Origin of the sequence: Streptomyces sp. NPDC017520 (assembly GCF_044329855.1) — a bacterium.
Taxonomy (GTDB): Bacteria; Actinomycetota; Actinomycetes; order Streptomycetales; family Streptomycetaceae; genus Streptomyces.
In genome coordinates this window covers 770,908-789,852 of sequence record NZ_JBIRKB010000001.1, presented here as the reverse complement: position 1 = coordinate 789,852, position 18,945 = coordinate 770,908, and the positions used below count along the sequence as shown (strand labels likewise).

The 18,945-nt window shown below is 71.3% G+C and carries 17 protein-coding genes; 3 read left to right on the top strand and 14 right to left on the bottom strand.

Annotated features, from left to right (window positions below; genetic code table 11):
• Positions 1 to 34 precede the first annotated feature (34 nt).
• The 4 genes from ACH4KB_RS03505 to ACH4KB_RS03490 all read right to left on the bottom strand — a co-directional run bounded on the left by ACH4KB_RS03505 (position 35) and on the right by ACH4KB_RS03490 (position 6,660).
• On the bottom strand, positions 35 to 1,453 hold the full coding sequence (locus ACH4KB_RS03505; RefSeq protein ID WP_398063120.1) for a sugar porter family MFS transporter: 1,419 nt from the start codon (positions 1,451 to 1,453) through the stop codon (positions 35 to 37).
• Between the two features lie 217 nt (positions 1,454 to 1,670).
• A complete protein-coding gene (locus ACH4KB_RS03500; protein WP_398063118.1) occupies positions 1,671 to 5,405 on the bottom strand; it encodes an AAA family ATPase in 3,735 nt (1,244 codons plus the stop codon).
• A 323-nt stretch (positions 5,406 to 5,728) separates the two neighbouring features.
• Positions 5,729 to 5,941 (bottom strand): hypothetical protein, encoded by a 213-nt coding sequence (locus ACH4KB_RS03495; RefSeq protein WP_003965973.1) that lies wholly within the window; start codon positions 5,939 to 5,941, stop codon positions 5,729 to 5,731.
• Between the two features lie 437 nt (positions 5,942 to 6,378).
• Positions 6,379 to 6,660 (bottom strand): acylphosphatase, encoded by a 282-nt coding sequence (locus ACH4KB_RS03490; protein WP_398063116.1) that lies wholly within the window; start codon positions 6,658 to 6,660, stop codon positions 6,379 to 6,381.
• Positions 6,661 to 6,885: 225 nt separating this feature from the next.
• On the opposite strand from ACH4KB_RS03490, the gene ACH4KB_RS03485 reads away from it, so the two are divergent.
• Entirely contained in the window at positions 6,886 to 7,839 is a 954-nt protein-coding gene (locus ACH4KB_RS03485) for a CAP domain-containing protein (RefSeq protein WP_398063114.1), read from the top strand.
• Positions 7,840 to 7,926: 87 nt separating this feature from the next.
• Entirely contained in the window at positions 7,927 to 8,313 is a 387-nt protein-coding gene (locus ACH4KB_RS03480; RefSeq protein WP_398063112.1) for a winged helix-turn-helix transcriptional regulator, read from the top strand.
• On the opposite strand, the gene mutM is transcribed toward ACH4KB_RS03480, so the two are convergent.
• The 9 genes from mutM to ACH4KB_RS03435 all read right to left on the bottom strand — a co-directional run bounded on the left by mutM (position 8,286) and on the right by ACH4KB_RS03435 (position 17,580).
• Positions 8,286 to 9,146 carry a bifunctional DNA-formamidopyrimidine glycosylase/DNA-(apurinic or apyrimidinic site) lyase gene (mutM, locus tag ACH4KB_RS03475; protein WP_398063110.1) on the bottom strand — a complete coding sequence of 287 codons (861 nt, stop codon included), beginning with the start codon at positions 9,144 to 9,146 and terminating at the stop codon, positions 8,286 to 8,288. The two genes, ACH4KB_RS03480 and mutM, sit on opposite strands and share 28 nt — an antisense overlap.
• A gap of 118 nt (positions 9,147 to 9,264) precedes the next feature.
• A complete protein-coding gene (gene rnc, locus ACH4KB_RS03470; protein WP_398063108.1) occupies positions 9,265 to 10,089 on the bottom strand; it encodes a ribonuclease III in 825 nt (274 codons plus the stop codon).
• A gap of 19 nt (positions 10,090 to 10,108) precedes the next feature.
• A complete protein-coding gene (rpmF, locus tag ACH4KB_RS03465) occupies positions 10,109 to 10,282 on the bottom strand; it encodes a 50S ribosomal protein L32 (protein WP_003965982.1) in 174 nt (57 codons plus the stop codon).
• Positions 10,283 to 10,284: 2 nt separating this feature from the next.
• Positions 10,285 to 10,956, bottom strand: coding sequence for a YceD family protein (locus ACH4KB_RS03460; protein ID WP_398063106.1), 672 nt, complete (start codon positions 10,954 to 10,956; stop codon positions 10,285 to 10,287).
• A 160-nt stretch (positions 10,957 to 11,116) separates the two neighbouring features.
• Positions 11,117 to 12,226 (bottom strand): ATP synthase F0 subunit B, encoded by a 1,110-nt coding sequence (locus tag ACH4KB_RS03455; RefSeq protein ID WP_398063104.1) that lies wholly within the window; start codon positions 12,224 to 12,226, stop codon positions 11,117 to 11,119.
• A 116-nt stretch (positions 12,227 to 12,342) separates the two neighbouring features.
• Complete coding sequence (gene coaD / locus ACH4KB_RS03450) at positions 12,343 to 12,822, bottom strand: pantetheine-phosphate adenylyltransferase (protein WP_398063352.1); 480 nt, start codon at positions 12,820 to 12,822, stop codon at positions 12,343 to 12,345.
• Positions 12,823 to 12,848: 26 nt separating this feature from the next.
• Positions 12,849 to 13,433, bottom strand: coding sequence for a 16S rRNA (guanine(966)-N(2))-methyltransferase RsmD (rsmD, locus tag ACH4KB_RS03445; RefSeq protein WP_398063102.1), 585 nt, complete (start codon positions 13,431 to 13,433; stop codon positions 12,849 to 12,851).
• Positions 13,434 to 13,570: 137 nt separating this feature from the next.
• Positions 13,571 to 15,793, bottom strand: a complete 2,223-nt coding sequence (gene recG, locus ACH4KB_RS03440) for an ATP-dependent DNA helicase RecG (protein WP_398063100.1) — start codon at positions 15,791 to 15,793, stop codon at positions 13,571 to 13,573.
• Between the two features lie 74 nt (positions 15,794 to 15,867).
• A complete protein-coding gene (locus ACH4KB_RS03435; protein ID WP_398063098.1) occupies positions 15,868 to 17,580 on the bottom strand; it encodes a DAK2 domain-containing protein in 1,713 nt (570 codons plus the stop codon).
• Positions 17,581 to 17,835: 255 nt separating this feature from the next.
• On the opposite strand from ACH4KB_RS03435, the gene rpmB reads away from it, so the two are divergent.
• Entirely contained in the window at positions 17,836 to 18,021 is a 186-nt protein-coding gene (rpmB, locus tag ACH4KB_RS03430) for a 50S ribosomal protein L28 (RefSeq protein WP_003965989.1), read from the top strand.
• Positions 18,022 to 18,106: 85 nt separating this feature from the next.
• Here rpmB and thiD read toward each other — a convergent pair whose 3' ends face one another.
• Positions 18,107 to 18,928, bottom strand: coding sequence for a bifunctional hydroxymethylpyrimidine kinase/phosphomethylpyrimidine kinase (gene thiD, locus ACH4KB_RS03425; protein ID WP_398063096.1), 822 nt, complete (start codon positions 18,926 to 18,928; stop codon positions 18,107 to 18,109).
• Positions 18,929 to 18,945: the final 17 nt, after the last annotated feature.

The following is an 18,945-nucleotide window of genomic DNA, read 5'->3' as shown; positions in this document are numbered from 1 at the left end:
GCAGCGCGGTTCGAGGAGAGGGGCAGCGGGGGATTCAGCCCATCTCCTCCAACGCCTTGCCCTTGGTCTCCTTCACGAACTTGAGCACGAAGGGGATCGAGAGCACGGCGAAGCAGGTGTAGATGATGTACGTCCCCGAAAGGTTCCACTCCGAGAGGCTCGGGAAGCTGGCGGTGATCGCCCAGTTGGCCATCCACTGCGCGAACACGGCGACGCCGAGGGCGGCCGCGCGCAGGCGGTTCGGGAACATCTCGCCCAGGAAGACCCAGACGACGACACCCCACGACAGGGCGAAGAAGAGCACGAAGACGTGGGCGGCGATCAAAGCCACGATGCCCTGGGTCTCGGGGAGTTTGCCGTCGACCAGGTTCGCGGAGAACGCCCATGCCTCCACCGCGAGCGCGACGGCCATGCCGACCGAGCCGACGAGGGCGAGCGGCCTGCGGCCCACCCGGTCGACCAGCACCATCGCGATCACCGTGCCGATGATGTTGATGATCGAGGTGGTGAACGAGTAGAAGAACGAGTCGGTCGGGTCGATGCCGACGGACTGCCACAGCGTCGCCGAGTAGTAGAACGCGACGTTGATGCCGACGAGCTGCTGGAACATCGACAGGCCGATGCCGACCCAGACGATGGGCAGGAAGAAGAAGCGGTTGCCGAGCAGGTCCTTGAAGGAGGACTTGTGCTCGCGGTGCATGGCGGTCTCGATCTCGGCCACCCGGGCGTCGAGGTCGATGTTCTTGCCCTCGACCTCTTCGAGGATCTTACGGGCTTCGGCCTTCTTGCCGACCGAGATGAGGAAGCGCGGGGACTCGGGGATGGCGAAGGAGAGCAGTCCGTACAGGATGGCCGGGACGACCATCACGCCGAGCATCCACTGCCAGGCCTCCAGGCCGAGGATCTCGCCGCGCTGGTCGCCGTCGGCGATCTGGAGCACGGCGTAGTTCACCAGCTGGGAGATGGCGATGCCGATGACGATCGCGGCCTGCTGGAAGGAGCCGAGCCGGCCTCGGTAGGCGGGCGGGGAGACCTCGGCGATGTAGGCCGGGCCGATCACGGAGGCCATGCCGATGGCGAAGCCGCCGATGATGCGCCACATCGCCAGGTCCCAGAGGGCGAACGGCAGGGCGGAGCCGATCGCGCTGACCGTGAAGAGCACCGAGGCGATCTGCATGCAGCGGATGCGGCCGATCCGGTCCGCGATCCGGCCGGCCGTGGCGGCACCGATCGCGCAGCCGATCAGCGCGATGGCGATGACCTGGGCGAGGGTGCCGGAGCCGATGTCGTACCGGTCGCGGATCGCCTCGACGGCCCCGTTGATGACGGAGCTGTCGTAGCCGAAGAGGAAGCCGCCCATCGCCGCTGCCGCGGTGATGAAGATGACATGGCCGAGGTGGTCCGGATGGGCCGCCCGGGCCCCGGACTCGGGTCCGTTCGCAGTGCTGGTCACGTGAACTCCTGATGCCTGGCCGCAAGTCAGACGTGGGGGGTGAGCCTTCCCAGTGGGGCACAACATTCGGCCCGCCACCACTTGAAGGCGAAATCAACTTTGCAGAGATTATGCGTTCAAGAAGCGAAGTCAAACAGCGGGTCGATCCGATCTCGATCCCCCGTGTACCCAGGAGTGCACAAAAGGTGCGTTGAACTTCTGATGATTCGGTAAAAAGTCAGCGCAGCCGCTGGCTGATGACCTTCGAGACCCCGTCGCCCTGCATGGACACGCCGTACAGCGCGTCGGCGACCTCCATCGTCCGCTTCTGGTGGGTGATCACGATCAGCTGGGAGCTCTCCTGGAGCTCCGCCATGATGCGGATCAGCCGCTGCAGGTTGGTGTCGTCGAGCGCGGCCTCGACCTCGTCCATCACATAGAACGGGCTGGGCCGGGCCTTGAAGATCGCGACCAGCAGCGCCACCGCCGTCAGGGACCGCTCGCCGCCCGACAGCAGGGAGAGCCGCTTCACCTTCTTGCCCGGCGGACGCGCCTCGACGTCCACCCCGGTGGCGAGCATGTCGTCCGGGTCGGTCAGAACGAGCCGCCCCTCGCCGCCGGGGAAGAGCCGCGAGAAGACCCCCTCGAACTCACGGGCGGTGTCCCGGTAGGCCTCCGTGAAGACCTGCTCGACCCGCTCGTCGACCTCCTTGATCACCTGGAGCAGATCGGCCCGGGTCTTCTTCAGGTCTTCAAGCTGCTCGGAGAGGAACTTGTGCCGTTCCTCCAGCGCCGAGAACTCCTCCAGGGCGAGCGGATTCACCTTCCCGAGTTGCTGGTACGCCCGTTCGGCCGACCGCAGCCGCTTCTCCTGCTCGGCCCGCAGATACGCCTTCGGCCGGTTACGGGGATGCTCCGGGTCCTCGGGCAGCTCCTCGCCCTCGGCGGCGGGCGACGGGGGCACGAGCTGGTCCGGCCCGTACTCGGAGACCAGCCCCGCCGGCTCCACGCCCAGCTCCTCCAGGGCCTTCGACTCCAGCTGTTCGATCCGCAGCCGCTTCTCCGCGCCCAGCACCTCGCCCCGGTGGACCGAGTCGGTGAGCTTGTCCAGCTCGCCCTTCAGCCCCCGGCCCCGGTCGCGCTCGACGGCCAGCTCGCGCTCCCGCTCGCCCTTCGCCGCCTCGGCCGCCGTCCGCTCCTGGTCGGCCCGTACGAGGGACACCTCGACGTGCGCCAGCAGCTGACGGGCCCCCGAGGCCACGGCGGAGGCCACCTCGGCCTCGTACCGCAGCCGGGCCCGGCGCTGTTCGGCACGGGTGCGCGCCTCCCGTTCGACGCGGGCGGCCCGGTCCAGCGCATCGGCGCGGCCGGCCAGCGCCCTGACCCGCTCCTCGTGGGTACGGGCCTGGAGCCGGGCCTCCATCTCGGTCTGGCGGGCGTTGGCCCCGTCGGCGGCGAGCCGGTCCCGCCGGGACGTGTCGGGCTCCGCCTCGGCCGGGGCCTCCTCGGCGACCAGCAGCCGTTCGGCCAGCTCCTCGGCCTCCTCCGTCGCCCGCTCCAGGGCCTCCTGGGCGCGGGCGGCGGACGCGGTCATGCGCTCGGCCTCGCCGGCCGCGCCCCGCGCCTGCCCGGCGAGCCGCCCGAGCTGCTGGGCGAAGCCGGACTTCTCCCGTTCGGCCGCCCGGCGGCGCTCCCCCAGCTCCTCGACGAGCGCGGTCCGCTCCGTGCGCCGCTCCCCCGCCCGGCGCTGGGCCTCGGCGAGCTCCTCGCACCGCACGGCCAGGCCGGCCAGCTCGGCGGCGGCCTCGTCGACGGCGGCCTGCACCTCCAGGAGGCTGGGCGCCCCTGCCGACCCGCCGTGGGCGAAGTGGGCGGAGAGCACGTCGCCTTCAGCGGTCACCGCGGTGATCCCGGGGCGCGCGGCCACCAGTTCCTCGGCCTCCTCCAGCGTCCCGACGACCACCATGTCCCGTACGAGGCCGCGTACGGCTCCGAGCAGCGCGGCGGGCCCGCGCACCAGTCCGGCGACGGCGGGCGCGGCGAGGACCGTGGTCGTCGCGGCTCGGCCCGCCGGGTGTGCCGCGGCGTCCGTGCCAGTCGCCGCCGCCGACCCGGGTTCCGTGCCCCCCTGCGCGGGCAGCACGGCGGGTGCGGGCTCCTGCGCCGCCTCCCGTACGAGCGCCTGCTCCGGTACGTGACGGGGCGCGGCGGCAACGCTGTCCGCAGGGGCCCCGCTGTCCGCGGCCGCCGGGCTGTCCGCCCCCAGCAGCATCGCCGCGCGCCCCGCGTCCCGTTCGCGCAGCAGCCGGATCGCGGCGGCGGCCGTGGCCGGGTCCGTGACGGCCACGGCGTCCGCCGCCGTGCCGAGGGCGGCGGCGACCGCGATCTCGTAACCGGGCTCGATGGCCAGCAGTTCGGCGGCCGGGCCGAGAAGTCCGGCCAGCTGGTCCCGGGCCCCGAGCAGCGCGCCCGTGCCGTCCTTGCGCCGGAGCCCCAGGGCCAGAGCCTCGTGCCGGGCGGCGACCGCCGCCCGGCTGCGCTCGGCGGCGGTCGCCTCGTCGCGGGCCGTGCTGTGGGCGGCCCGGGCCTCGGCGAGGGCCTGCTGGGCCTCCTCGTGGCGGGCGGTCAGCTCCTCGTCGGCACCGTCCAGCCCCTCGACCTCGACCTTGAGCTGCTCGTACTCCTCCTGGGCGCTCGCCGCGCGCTCCCGCGCCTCGTCGCGCGAGGCGGCCAGCCTGTCGATCTCGGCCTGTGCCGAACCGGCCCGGCCACGGGCCGCGTTGACCTGGCCGCCCAGCCGGGCGAGCCCTTCGCGCCGGTCCGCGATGGCACGGGCCGCGTCCTTGAGCCGACGCTCCTCCGCGGCCAGCTCCCGTTCCAGGTCGGCGCGGTGGGCGACGGTGTCCTCCAGCGCGTGTTCGGCCGCCTCCAGGGCCGCCGTCAGCTCCGCCTCCTGCTCACGGATCCGGGCGGCCTCGCGCTCCAGGTCCTCGGGGTCCCGGCCCCGGCGCTCCTCCGCGGGCGCCTCGGAGGCGCTGCGGACCCGGGCGTCGGCCAGCGAGATCGTGCCGCGGACCCGCTCGGCCAGCTGCGACAGCTCGTACCAGGTCTGCTGGGCGCGCTGGAGCCGGGGCGCGAGCCGGCGCACCTCGCCCTCCAGCTCGGCCTCGCGGGCGAGCGCCGTCCTCAGCTCCGCCTCGGCCGCGTCCTTCCGCTTCTTCAGTTCCGCCTCGTCGGCGATCTCGTCGCGCAGCGCGTCCCGCAGGGTCACCAGGTCGTCCGCGAGGAGCCTGAGCCGGGCGTCGCGCAGGTCGGCCTGGATGACGGCGGCCCGACGGGCGACGGCGGCCTGCCGGCCGAGCGGCTTGAGCTGGCGGCGCAGTTCGTCGGTGAGGTCCTGGACCCGGGCCAGGTTGGCGCCCATCGCGTCCAGCTTCCGCAGGGCCTTCTCTTTCCGCTTGCGGTGCTTGAGGACGCCCGCGGCCTCCTCGATGAAGGCCCGGCGGCCCATCGGGTCGGCGTGCAGCACGGAGTCCAACTGGCCCTGTCCGACGATGACGTGCATCTCGCGGCCGATGCCGGAGTCGGAGAGGAGTTCCTGGATGTCGAGCAGTCGGCAGGTGTCGCCATTGATCTGGTATTCGCTGCCGCCATTGCGGAACATGATCCGAGTGATCGTCACTTCGGCGTACTCGATGGGCAATGCCCCGTCGGAATTGTCGATGGTCAACGACACTTCGGCGCGGCCGAGCGGGGGCCGCCCGGTCGTCCCGGCGAAGATCACGTCTTCCATCTTGCCGCCGCGCAGCGATTTGGCGCCCTGTTCCCCCATGACCCACGAGAGCGCGTCCACCACATTGGATTTGCCGGACCCATTGGGGCCGACGACGCAGGTGATCCCCGGTTCGAACCGCAGGGTGGTGGCGGACGCGAACGATTTGAAACCACGCAGGGTCAGGGCCTTGAGGTGCACGCCGCCGGACTCTACCTTTCACTCTCGGTTTCGCTGATGAAGGTGCAGGGCACATCAGACGGTAAGCGAAGGGTGGGGACGTCCGGGGTGGGGGCCGGGCAAAGAAAAAGGGACGCCGAGGCGTCCCTGTGAATCTTGCTGGTGTCTGCGTCGATCCAGCTGCCGGTCCTGCGCCGTGCATCGCAGAACGACCGGACAACGACGTCCCCGGTGCTGCGGGGACCCCGGTGTTCGGGGACGGCGATCCGTGACGCGAGACGAATCAGAGAGGTTCCGAGGCTACTGAGCGTGCCCGGCCCGACCGGCCCGAGGGGCCAGGGTGGTCAGGTCAGCGCAGGCTCGCCCTGGGGTACGTCGATGTCGATGCTGTCGAGCAGCGACTCTTGGTGCTGGGCGGCGGCGTTGAGCGCGTCGTTCTCGTCCTGGATCCGGTTGAGCTCGGATTCCAGGTCCTGGACGCGCTGCTGGAGCCGTCGCATCTCGGCGAGGAGTCGCGGGTCGGAACCGCCGACGTAACCGAGAAGCGCCTTTGCCATGATGGATGGTCCTCCACAATGAGTGACCGACCGATGCGGTGTGGGTCGTCTGGTGAATCGCACCCGCGGTGCTCGGCAGGGCTCTGTCACCACTGCGGTTCTGCTGCTTGTCAGCTCTACCGAACAGCTAAGGTGCGCGGGGTTTTCAGCGTCTCACCAAAAAGTTTGACGGTCAACACGATCACACCCTGTGTACCCGGGCGTCCCGGGGGCACGCTGCCGGACGATCATGCGGCGCGGCTCTCCTGCGGGACCCCGAGGGGGCGCGGATCTTCGTCAATGCCGCAGCCTCGCACGACATCCCGTATCTGGCAACCATCGGCCGCAGTCAGCTCCCGCCGCAGGTCATTTCGGGTGCGGAGCCGGAGCGGGCGTTCCGGTGACCGTTCGGTACGCGGCGTTCACCAAGCGGATCGGACGGTCCGCGCGGGACGCGATCAGCGGATGGCGAATCCGTCGTATCCACCGCGCGGGGTGTCCCAGATCTCAGTGACTCCGTCCACGCGCCCGGGTGTGTCGTCGGACCTCAGCCAGTCCAGCAGACGGTGGCAATTCTCACGCGGCCCTTCGGCCACGATCTGCACCCTGCCATCGTCGAGATTGAGGGCGAACCCGATGAGACCGCCGATCTCCAAAGCATTTTCCCTGGTGAACCAGCGGAAGCCTACTTGCTGTACTCGGCCGCGTACCCAGACGACGAGGCGCGCTTCTTCGTTCATGCCCGAACGCTAACCGGCCAATTGCTCGTGAAGCACATCGCCCCCTTTCGGCCATGGGCTACAGTCCCGTCGGAACAGCCTCACTCGTTCGGGTGAGCATCGGATGGGTGTCGGCCGAAAAGTCGATCGAGCGGCGGCATTCCCCCCGCGTGCCACCGAATTCGATCAACGGGGCAGTCGAGTCGACGTCGCACGGGCGTCCGGAGTACCAGGAAGGCACAGCGCATGGGACGCCATCGACGATCCGCCGCAGGCCCCGCCGCTGAAGAACCCGCGACCGGGGGCGCTTCGCGGCGCCGGGGCACGCGCCGCAAGAAGTCGGCCGTACCGATCCGCACCGGACTCCTCGGCGTCTCGGCGGCCGTGGCCGTCGGCGCGGTCGCCGTCGCCTCGGGCCTGCTTCCCGGCGGCGACACCCACACCTCCGGCAACACCACCGCCGCCGACCAGGTGCGCACCGGCGGCGCTCCGGACCTGCTGACACAGGGCGGCAGCTCCACCGCGCCGGCCGACCGGTCCGCCTCCCCGACCAGCCGGGGCTCCGAGCGCCCGGAGGCACCGGGCAAGGCTCCGACGAAGGCACCGTCCAGGACGCCGTCGGCCTCGCCCTCGAAGACGCCGTCGAAGTCGGCCGCCCCCGCCACGTCGAAGAAGCCGGCGGCCACCCCGTCCGAGAAGGCGAAGGCGCCCGCCGCGCCGAAGGCCCCGGAGAAGAGCAGCGCCCCGGCGAGCAAGGCCCCGGCCCCGCCGAAGACCTCCTCCGCCCCGCCGCCCGGCAAGAAGCCGAGTCCCTCCCCCACCGACGCCTCCGCACGCACCGAGGTGCTGGCGCTGGTGAACGAGGAGCGCGCCAGGGCCGGCTGCTCCCCGCTGAGCACCAGCGCCCCGCTGACCTCGCTCGCCCAGAGCTTCAGCGAGGACATGGCGGCCCGCGGCTTCTTCGACCACACGGACCCGGACGGCGACACTCCGTGGGACCGGGCCGCGCAGGCCGGCGTGCAGGGGCTCGGCGCGGAGAACATCGCCCGCGGCCAGGCCGACGCCCAGGCCGTGATGGAGGGCTGGATGGACAGCGAAGGCCACCGGGCGAACATTCTCAACTGCGACTACAAGACCATCGGCATCGGCGTCCACGAGGGCTCCGGCGGCCCCTGGTGGGTCCAGAACTTCGGCTTCTGACCCACCTCCGCGGCCCACCTCCACTCTCCACTTGCTCCCGCACAGCGCTCCCTCGGGGTGAGCACTGTGCGGGAGTAAGCTTCTGCCATGGCCAGGGATACGGACCGCCTCGCGTTCGACGTCTTCTCCCGGGAGTGCCCCTCGCGCTCCACGCTGGAGCACGCCACCGGGCGCTGGGGCAGCCTGACGCTCGGCGCCCTGCACGAGGGAAGCCTCCGGTTCAACGAGCTGCGCCGCCGGGTCGACGGGGTCAGCGAGAAGATGCTCTCCCAGACCCTCCACGCGCTGGAACGGGACGGGCTCGTCCGCCGGGAGGCCCAGCCGGTCAACCCGCCCCGGGTGGACTACGAGCTCACCCCGCTCGGCCGCGAGGTCACGGAGAAGCTCCTCGGGCTGATCCGGTTCGTCGAGGAGCGGATGGACGACGTGCTGGCCGCCCGTACGCGCTACGACGAGGCGCGCGGCGGGCGCTGACAGCGCGGGCAGTAGTAGCTGGAGCGGTTCATCCAGGCGCGGCGGCGCATCGGGGTGGAGCACCGGTGGCAGGGCTCGCCCTCCCGGCCGTACGCGTCGAGCGACCGGTCGAAGTAGCCGGACTCGCCGTTCACGTTGACGTACAGGCTGTCGAAGCTGGTGCCGCCCTGGGCGAGTGCCGCGTTCATGACGTCGCGGGCGTGACCGAGCAGCTCGGCGGATCTGGGGCGGGTCAGGGTCGCGGTCGGCCGGTCGTAGTGCAGCTTGGCGCGCCAGAGCGCCTCGTCCGCGTAGATGTTGCCGACCCCGCTGATCAGCGACTGGTCGAGCAGGGCGCGCTTGACCGTCGTACGGCGCAGCCGGAGCGCGGCGTGGAACGCGGCATCGTCGAAGAGGGGGTCGAGGGGGTCCCGGGCGATGTGCGCGATGGTGTCCGGCAGGCCGTCGGGGGTGTTGTCGTGCAGCGAGAGCCCGCCGAAGGTGCGCTGGTCGACGAAGCGCAGCTCGGTGCCGAGCGCGTCGTCGAACCGCAGCCGGATCCGCAGGTGCTTCTCGTCGGGCGCGTCCGCCGGCCGCACCAGCAGCTGTCCGCTCATGCCGAGGTGTCCCAGCAGCGAGGCGGATGCCTCGTCGATCGGCACCCAGAGGTACTTGCCGCGGCGCATCGCCGCGCCGAAGCGGACTCCGCGCAGCCGGGCGGCGAAGTCGACGCCGCCCGCGAGGTGCCGGCGGACCGCGCGCGGGTGCAGGACCTCGACGTCGCTGACGGTGCGGCCGCTGACCCAGCGTTCGAGGCCCCGACGGACGACTTCGACCTCGGGCAGCTCAGGCACGATGCGGTACTCCAGACACGACGACGGTAGTACGGGGGCGGTTCTTCCGGTGGACCCGCTCCCCCGGGACAGGGAAAACCCCCCGGCGCGCGTGGCGCCGAGGGGTTCCCGTTTCGCTTCAGGCCGGAGCTGCGTCCGCGTGCGGCGACGGATCGGCAGGGGTGTCGGCGGCCCCTCCGTCGGCCGCGGACTTCTCCGCGGCCAGCCGTGCCTCCGCGGCGGCGCTGATCTCACGCCAGGCGGACTCGGCCGCCTGCTGCTCCGCTTCCTTCTTGCTACGGCCGGTGCCGGTGCCGTACGAGACACCACCGACGCGAGCGGCAGCAGTGAAGGTCTTCTCGTGATCCGGACCGGTCTCCGTGACGAGGTACTCGGGGACTCCGAGGCTCTCGCTCGCGGTGAGCTCCTGGAGGCTGGTCTTCCAGTCCAGGCCGGCACCGAGGTTCGAGGACCTGTCGATCAGCGGGTCGAAGAGCCGGTGGACCAGCTCCGAGGCCGCGCTGAGGCCCTGGTCGAGATAGACCGCGCCGATCACTGCTTCCAGTGTGTCGGCGAGGATGGAAGCCTTGTCCCGGCCCCCCGTGCCCTCTTCACCGCGGCCGAGCCGGATGAAGGAGCCGAGTTCGAGGCCGCGGCCCACTTCCGCAAGTGCACGCGAGTTGACCACCGCGGCCCGCAACTTGGCCAGCTGGCCTTCGGGCAGGTCGGGGTGGGTGCGGTACAGCGTGTCCGTGACCACCAGACCGAGCACCGAATCCCCGAGGAATTCGAGCCGCTCGTTGGTGGGCAGACCGCCGTTCTCGTATGCGTACGAACGGTGGGTCAGCGCACGCACCAGAAGGGCGGACTCGAGGTGATACCCGAGCCGCCCTTCCAGAAGCGTGTGGGACGAGGCTGTGTTGACGTTGTCTGCCTGCTTCTTGGCGCTGGACAACTCAGACATCGGGCCTCTCACCAGCCGCTCAGACCTCGAGGACCTGGCGCTTGTTGTAGGTGCCGCAGCTCGGGCACGCAATGTGCTGGAGCTTGGGCTCCTGGCAACGCTCGCACGAAACCAGGGTGGGGACCGCAGCCTTCCACTGCGACCGGCGGTGGCGCGTGTTGCTGCGCGACATCTTCCGCTTCGGAACAGCCACGGCTACTTCTCCTGCTTCTCGTCGACGCCCGGTTCGGCGCCGCCCATGTTGTCCTTCTCGCCGTCCTGAACGGTCTCGGCGAGTCCTTGCAGTGCCGCCCAACGAATGTCGAGGGCGTCGTGGTGGTGGTCCGGATTCTCGTCCAGCCTGATTCCGCATTCGGAACACAGACCGGCGCAGGTCTCCTTGCACACCGGCTGCATGGGCAGTGCGAGCACTACCGCGTCACGCAGCATTGACTCGAGGTCGAACAAGCCGTCCTCGAGGAAGAACCTGTCCTCGTCGTCCTCGGCGTCGTCGGCCGGTTCCGCCGCACTGCTGCGGCCCCGGTCATCGGCGTCAGGGTACGAGAACATCTCCTGGAAGTCCGCTTCGACCTCTACGGTCAGCGGCTCCAGACACCTTACGCACTCCCCCTCGGCGGTTGCACGGGCGGTGCCTGTGACAAGCACCCCTTCCATGACCGATTCGAGGCGGAGGTCCAGCTCCACGGGTGCGCCTTCCGGCACGCCGATGACGCCGTCGATGCCCAGGACCGGTGAACCGGGTGCGTCCACCGTGCGGGTCAGCCGCTTCAGGGCACCGGGACGCCGACCCAGCTCGCGCGTATCGAACACGAGAGGATTGCGGTGGTCGAGGTGGCCGTTCAGGGCTTTTCCTGCTTTCGAAATCATGGGTGTCGTCCTGCGAAGGAAAGGCCGTCTGCGGTCCGGGGACGAACCGTCTCCGTTCCGTGGACGAAACGGGCAGCCGAGATCGCGGACCTATGTGCGACCGAGGATTCAGGATACTGGACGGACCGCTCAGCACCCAATCGGGGCAGCCTGCCCGGGATCAGCGGCCCTGTTCGTACCGGCGCAGCTGTTCCAGGTCGATCATGCTGGTGTCGAAGAGGCTGGTCTCGTCCAGCGCGCCCCCGTCCTCCCGGTCGGGCGCCTGGGGCTGCTGAACCTGCTGCGGCCAGCCGTAGTCCGGCTGAGTTCCCGGCTGGGGCGGGTACCCGTTCGGGTCGTAGCCCCCCTGCTGCTGGTACGCCGCGTACGGATCGGGCTGCTGCTGGTAGCCGTACGCGTCCTGGACACCCTGCTGGAGCGGCTGCTGCGACTGTTCCTGATAGCCGTACGCCGCCTGCGCGTAGCTCGGCTCGCCCTGCGGCGGCGCGGGGTACTGGGGCTGGTGGGGCGGCTGGGGCGGCTGCTGCGGTTCCGGGGCGAGCTCGGCGAGGCCGGCCAGGTAGTCGGCGTCGCTGGTGTGCCCCTGGGCGCCCGCGGCGTCCTGGGCGGCCATGTGCGCGCCGAGGTCGTCGCTGGCGACCCGGCCGTGCAGCTTCTGGCGGCCCCGGCCGACCGCCTCCAGGGTCCCCGTGAGAACGGCCTCGAAGGCGCCGAACTTGGCGTCGACATAGGCGTCGGCCCGCTGCCGCAGGGTCTCCGGGTCGGCGCTGCGCTCGGGGGCCTCCGCGAAGTCGGGGTCCTGATAGCCCTGCTCGTCCAGGCCCTGGCCGCGGCCGAGGAGCTTCTCGCGGCCCCGGTCCACGGAACCGATGGTCTTGGTGAGGACGACCTCGAAGTTGGCGAGCTTGCTGTCCACGTAGTCGTCGGCCTCGGCCCGGACCTCCTCGGCCTCGCGGCGGGCCTCGGACAGGATCCGGTCGGACTCGCTCTGCGACTGGCGGGCGATCTCGGTCTCGGAGATCAGCGAGGCGCGCTGGGCGTGGGCGGCCTCGATGATCCGCTCGGCCTCCTGCCGGGCCTGCACGGCGAGCTGCTCATGGCCGCCGATCAGCTCCTGCGCCTGGGCGAGGGAGCCGGGCAGGGCCTGGCGTACCTCTTCGAGCATGGCGAGCAGCTCGGCGCGGTTGACCACGCACGAGGCCGACATGGGCATGGATCGGGCGCTCCCGACCGCTTCGACGATCTCGTCGAGCTTCTTCTGCACGTCCACCGTGTGCTCGCCACTCTCTGCTGCTCTGTTGAAGCTGCTGCTCCGTTGGAGACGGACGGGACGACTGTAAGGCCAGTCGGCCGCCGCCCGACACCTGGTGACGGGCCGTCAGCGGATCAGCGCTCACCCAGCCGCTGCACGAGCGCCCCGTGCACGGTCGGCGGCAGCAGGTGGGAGACATCGCCGCCCCAGGTCGCCACCTCCTTGACCAGCGAGGACGACAGGAAGCTGTACGTCGGATTGGTGGGCACGAAGAGCGTCTCGACGCCGGAGAGCCCGTTGTTCATCTGGGCCATCTGCAGCTCGTAGTCGAAGTCGCTGACGGCCCGCAGGCCCTTCACGATCGCCGGGATCTCCCGCTGCTTGCAGAAGTCGACCAGCAGGCCGTGGAAGGACTCCACCTCGACGTTGCCGAAGTCGGCGGTGACCTCGCGGATCAGCTCGATCCGCTCGTCCACGGTGAACAGCCCCTTCTTGGACTGGTTGATCATCACCGCCACGTGCACCACGTCGTACAGCTTCGAGGCTCGGCCAATGATGTCGAGATGTCCGTTGGTGATGGGGTCGAACGACCCCGGACAGACGGCGCGGCGCACTGTGATTCCCTCGCTCTCCGGTCCGGTCATCGTGCGTCTTCGCACGTAGCGGCGGCGCGACCGTACCAAAGCGTTCCCTCGCCGTAGCGACGGGACCGCAGTGGCTCGAATCCGGCGGGCCAGCCGAATTCTCCGCCCCGGGTGCTGCGTTCCACGGTGACGAGCACATCGCCGCTGAGCCACCCCTGAGCACGGAGTGTGAGCAGGATCTCGCGAAGATCGTCGTCGGTGACGGCGTACGGCGGGTCCAGGAAGACGATGTCGTACGGGTCGGCGGGCGCCGGTCCTGTCACGATCTGCTCGGCTTTGCCGGTGCGGACCTCGGCGCCGGGGAGACCGAGGGCGCGGACGTTGTCGCGGACGGTGCGGACGGCCTTCGGCTCGGCCTCGACGAGCAGGGCGTGGACCGCGCCGCGGGAGAGCGCTTCGAGGCCGACGGCGCCGGATCCGGCGTACAGATCGGCGACCCTGGCCCCCTCCAGGGTGCCGAGCAGCGCTTCCCAGGTGGAGAAGAGGCCCTCGCGCGCACGGTCGGAGGTGGGGCGGGTGCCGGTGCCGGGCGGGACGGCCAGGCGGCGTCCGCCGGCCGAGCCGGCGATCACGCGGGTCATGGGTGTCGGGTCCTCGGGGTCGGGGGCGTACGGCGCACGGGCCGTCGGCGGTCGGTATCGCACGCTGTGCGCGTGCCGTGCCTCCACGATAGGCCGGTCGGCCCGCACCGGCCCGACCGGCAGGACGCCCCGCGCCCTCACCCCTTGTCGAGATACTCCTCGCGTTCCTTGTCCAGGAGGGCGGCCAGCACCGTGCGCAGCTCCGGCAGGTGTTCCAGCTCGGGGTCGGCGGCGACGATCGCGACGGCCTCCTCGCGGGCGGCGACGATCACCTCCTCGTCGTCGATGACGGTGAGCATCCGCAGCGATGAGCGCACTCCGGACTGGGCCTGGCCCAGCACATCGCCCTCGCGGCGCTGCTCCAGGTCGATGCGGGAGAGCTCGAAGCCGTCGAGGGTGGCGGCGACGGCGGAGAGCCGGGCGCGGGCGGGGCTCGCCTCGTGGGCCTCGCTGACCAGCAGGCAGAGCCCGGGGGCGGAGCCGCGGCCGACGCGGCCGCGGAGCTGGTGGAGCTGGGAGACGCCGAAACGGTCGGCGTCCATGATCACCATGGCGGTGGCGTTGGGGACGTTGACCCCGACCTCGATGACGGTGGTGGCGACCAGGACGTCGACGTCCCCCGCGGCGAAGCGGCGCATGACGTCGTCCTTCTCGTCGGGGTGCATCCTCCCGTGCAGCACCTCGACGCCCAGTCCGGCCAGCGCGCCCTTGCGCAACTCGTCGGCGATCTCCAGCACGGCGAGCGGCGGCCGCTTCTCGGGGTCCTCGTCGGCGGCCTGCTTCTTGGCCTTCGCCTTCTTCCCGCCCTTCCCCTCCGCCTCTTCCGCGTCGTCGCCGATGCGGGGGCAGACCACGTATGCCTGGTGGCCGTTCTCGACCTCCTCGCGGACGCGTTCCCAGGCGCGGCTGAGGAAGTGCGGCTTGTCCTTGGCGGGGACGACGTGGCTGGCGATCGGGGAGCGGCCGGCCGGGAGCTGGTCCAGGACGGAGGTCTCCAGGTCGCCGAAGACGGTCATCGCGACCGTACGGGGGATGGGGGTGGCGGTCATGACGAGGAGGTGGGGCGGCTGCTTGCCCTTCGAACGGAGGGCGTCGCGCTGCTCCACGCCGAAGCGGTGCTGCTCGTCGACCACGACGAGGCCGAGGTCGTGGAACTGGACCTTGTCCTCGATGAGGGCGTGGGTGCCGATGACGATGCCCGCCTCGCCGGTGACCAGGTCGAGCAGGGCCTGTCGGCGGGCCGCCATGCCCATGGACCCGGTGAGCAGGACGACTTTCGTCCCGCGGTCGGAGCCGCCCAGCATGCCGCCCTCGGCCAGCTCGCCCATCATCTCGGTGATCGAGCGGTGGTGCTGCTGGGCGAGGACCTCGGTGGGGGCGAGCATCGCGGCCTGGCCGCCGGCGTCGACCGCGGTGAGCATGGCGCGCAGCGCCACCATCGTCTTCCCGGAGCCGACCTCGCCCTGGAGGAGGCGGTGCATCGGGTGCTCGGTGGCCAGGTCGTCGAAGATCTCCTTGCTGACCTTCTCCTGGCCCTCGGTGAGGGTGAAGGGCAGCTTGGCGTCGAAGGCGTCCAGCAGGCCGTCCGCGACGGGGCGGCGGGCGACGGCGGGCAGTTGGGTGTCGGCGTAGCGGCGGCGGGCCAGGGCGACCTGGAGGACGAACGCCTCGTCCCACTTGAGCCGGGCCCTGGCGTCCTCGACGTCCGCCTTCGTCTGCGGGCGGTGCGCCTTCAGCAGGGCCTCGGGCAGTGAGGTGAAGCCCCGGCCCTCGCGCAGGGAGACGGGCAGCGGGTCCACCGCGTCCCGCGCGCTGGGCAGTACGGCGTCGACGGCCTTGGCGATCCGCCAGGAGTCGAGCTGCTTGCACGCGGGGTAGATCGGCAGCAGCCGCCCGGCGAAGGCGTCCACGGCCTCGGTCGCCTCGTCGGCGTCGGAGGCGTCGAGCAGTTGGTACGTGGGGTGGGCGAGCTGCATCTTGCGGTTGAAGACGGAGACCTTGCCCGCGAACATCGCCTGGCGGCCCGGGAGCAGCTCCTTGTGCGGCTTGTGGACTCCGTGGCCGAAGAAGACCAGCTGGAGGCGGCCGCTGCCGTCGGTCAGGGTGACCTCCAGGCGTTTGCCCCGGCCGTTGTTGAACATCAGGATCCTGGCGTCGGCGACCTGGGCGAGCACCGTGACGTGCTCGTCCAGCGGGAGGTCGGCCAGCGCGGTCAGCTTGCCGCGCTCCTCGTACCGCCGCGGGTAGTGGTGCAGCAGATCACCGACCGTGTGCAGGTCGAGGTGTTCGGCCATCACCTTCGCGGTGGCTCCGCCGAGCAGCTTCTTGAGGGGTTCATCGAACGAGGACACGCGATCCATTGCACACCACGGCACTGACAGCTGTCCGCCGGGCGCGGCCGTGCGCCGGTTTCCCGGCTACTCGACTTTCTCGGCTACTCGACGCCGATCAGCAGGGGGGCGCGCTGGTGCCCGCCCCGGTAGACGACGGTGTCCACGGCGAGGTAGCCGTCGCGCACGTGCTCCTCCAGCGCGTCGGCCAGCGAGTCGGGGACGTCCTCGCCGAGGACGAGGGTGACCAGCTCGCCGCCCGCCGCCAGCATCCGGTCGAGGACGGTGCGGGCGGTGGCCGGGACGTCGGCGCCGATCACGGCCACGTCGCCGTCGATCAGGCCGAGGATGTCCCCGGCCTGGCAGATCCCGGCCATGGTCCACGACTGGCGCTCCGCGACGGCCAGCTCGGCGTAGCGGGTGGCACCGGCGGCGGCGGTCATGGCGACCACGTCCTCGTCGAAGCCCCGGTCGGGCTCGTGGACGGCGAGGGCGGCGATGCCCTGGACGGCGGCCCGGGTGGGGACGAGGGCGACCCGCACCCCCTCGGTCCTGGCCTGTTCGGCGGCCGCGGCGGCGGTGTGGCGCAGGGCCGCGTCGTTGGGCAGCAGCACCACCTCACGGGCGTGGGCGCGGCGGATGGCGTCGACCAGTTCGCCGCTGGCGGGCGGTTCGCCGGGGCGGGCGATCACGGTGGTGGCGCCGGCCTCGGTGCAGAGCCCGGCCAGTCCGTCGCCGGGGACCACGACGACGACGGCGCGCTGGGCGGGTTCGGCCTGGACGCGGAGGTCGTGGCCGCTCTCGGTGGCGAAGTGGGTGATCCGGATGCGGTACGGCCGCCCGGCCTCGACGCCCGCCTCCACGGCCGCCCCGGCGTCGTCGACGTGGACGTGGACGTGCCAGAGCCCGTCGCCGCCCACCACCACCAGGGAGTCGCCGAGGGCGTCGAGCCGGGTGCGCAGCCGGGCCACCTGCTCGTCACGGGCCTCCAGGAGGTAGATCACCTCGAACGCGGGCCCGGCGCCCGGGTCCTCGGGGCAGTCCAGCGGCCCCTCCCCCGCCGGACCGCTCTCCACCGGCGTGCCGCCCACCGGCAGGCCCACCACGGAGCCGCCGTCCACGGGCGCGGGCGTCCTCCCGGTCCCGGTGCGGGGCCCCCGCGCCGGAGCCTGCCCGGTCACCGTCTCCACCAGCGCGCCCAGGACCGCGACCAGTCCCCGGCCCCCGGCGTCGACCACGCCCGCCCGGCCGAGGACGGCGAGCTGCTCGGGCGTCTTCGCGAGGGCCGCGCGTGCTCCGGCGTACGCGGCCTGCACGACGGCGCGCAGGTCTGCGTCCCCGCCCTCGGCGGACTCGCCCGATGCGGCCTCGGCGGCAGCGGCGGCGACGGTGAGCACGGTGCCCTCGACGGGGTGGGCGACGGCCCGGCGGGCGGCGTCGGCGGCCCGGGTGAGGGCGAGGCTCAGGTGAGCCGCGTCGCCGCCGTCGGCCAGCACCCCGGCCATGCCGCGCAGCAGCTGGGCCAGGATGGTGCCGGAGTTCCCCCGGGCGCCGATCAGAGCGCCGTGCGCCATGGCGCGTACGGCGTCGGCGGTGGCGGGCGCGGTGGCCGCGGTCTCGTGCGCGGCGAACACCGCTTCGACGGCCGCGTGGGCGGACTCGACGGTCAGATAGAGATTGGTGCCGGTGTCCCCGTCGGCGATGGGATAGACGTTGATCGCGTCGATCTCCGCGCGCTCCCGGCCCAGGGCCTCCAGGGCCAGTGAGCACCACGTGCGCACCGCGACGGCGTTCAGATCGTCGGGGAGCTGCGGCACCGATGGTCCTCCTCGATCGGCCGTGGCGACGGACTGCACCGCAGGTTAGCCCGCCTGCCGGGGTTCCGGCCCGGACAGGGGGCGGGCGGGGCGGGGGGCGACCCGTGGTAGTTTCGTATCTCCGAAGCAGGCGTTGTATGCTGCTCCGGTTGCCCGATGAAAGTCGGGCCATTCCTCCGGTACCGCCACTTCAGTCAAATGATTCCGGCGCGCCGGATTTCACTGTAAGTGCATCTGAAGTCTTTGGAGTGACCCGTGGCTGCCAACTGCGACGTTTGCGGCAAGGGGCCGAGCTTCGGCAACAGCATTTCGCACTCGCACCGCCGTACGTCCCGTCGCTGGAATCCCAACATCCAGCGCGTGCGTGCAGTGGTCGGTCGGACGCCGAAGCGGCTCAACGTCTGCACCTCGTGCATCAAGGCCGGCAAGGTCGCGCGCTGACGTCCCCGTCGTAGCGCAGCCTGCCGGTTGCCCAAAAAGCCGGTCCACCTCGGTGGACCGGCTTTTTGCTGTGCTCAGGGGCTGATCAGGAAGCCGGATCGGCAGCCGGGCGGGTCCGCCAGCCGTGGTCGACGGGGCCGATGCCGCCGCCGAGCGGGAAGCCGGCCTCGATCGCGCCGGTGACGTACGTCTTCGCGTCCCGTACCGCCGTGGGCACGTCCTTCCCGAGCGCGAGCCCGCAGGCGATGGCCGAGGCCAGGGTGCAGCCGGTGCCGTGGGTGTGGCGGTTGTCGTGCCGGGGGGCGCGCAGCCAGTGTTCCGCGCTCCCGTCGGTGAGCAGGTCCACCGCCGCACCGGGCAGGTGGCCCCCCTTGATCACGACCCAGCGCGGTCCGAAGGCGAGGATTTCCTCGGCGGCCCGGCGCATCCCGCTCTCGTCGGTGACCGTGACCCCGGTGAGCTGGGCCACTTCGTCGAGGTTCGGGGTGGCGACGGTGGCTACGGGCAGCAGCTTCGTCCGTACGGAATCGAGGGCTTCGGCTGCGAGCAGCGCGTCGCCGTGCTTGGAGACGCCGACCGGGTCGACGACGACGGGGGCGCCGGTCGTGGCGAGGAGTTCGGCGACGGTCTCCACGAGGGCGGCGGAGGCTAGCATTCCGGTCTTCACCGCCTGGACGCCGATGTCGTCGACGACGCTGCGGTACTGGGCGCGTACGGCGTCCACCGAAAGCTCCCACGCGCCCTGGACGCCGAGGGAGTTCTGTGCGGTGACGGCGGTGAGCACGCTCATGCCGTGCACGCCGAGCGCGAGCATCGTCTTCAGATCGGCCTGGATCCCCGCACCGCCGCCGGAGTCTGATCCGGCGACGGTGAGCACACGGGGCGGTACAGCGGTACGTATGGGCATACGCAGCAATCTAATCC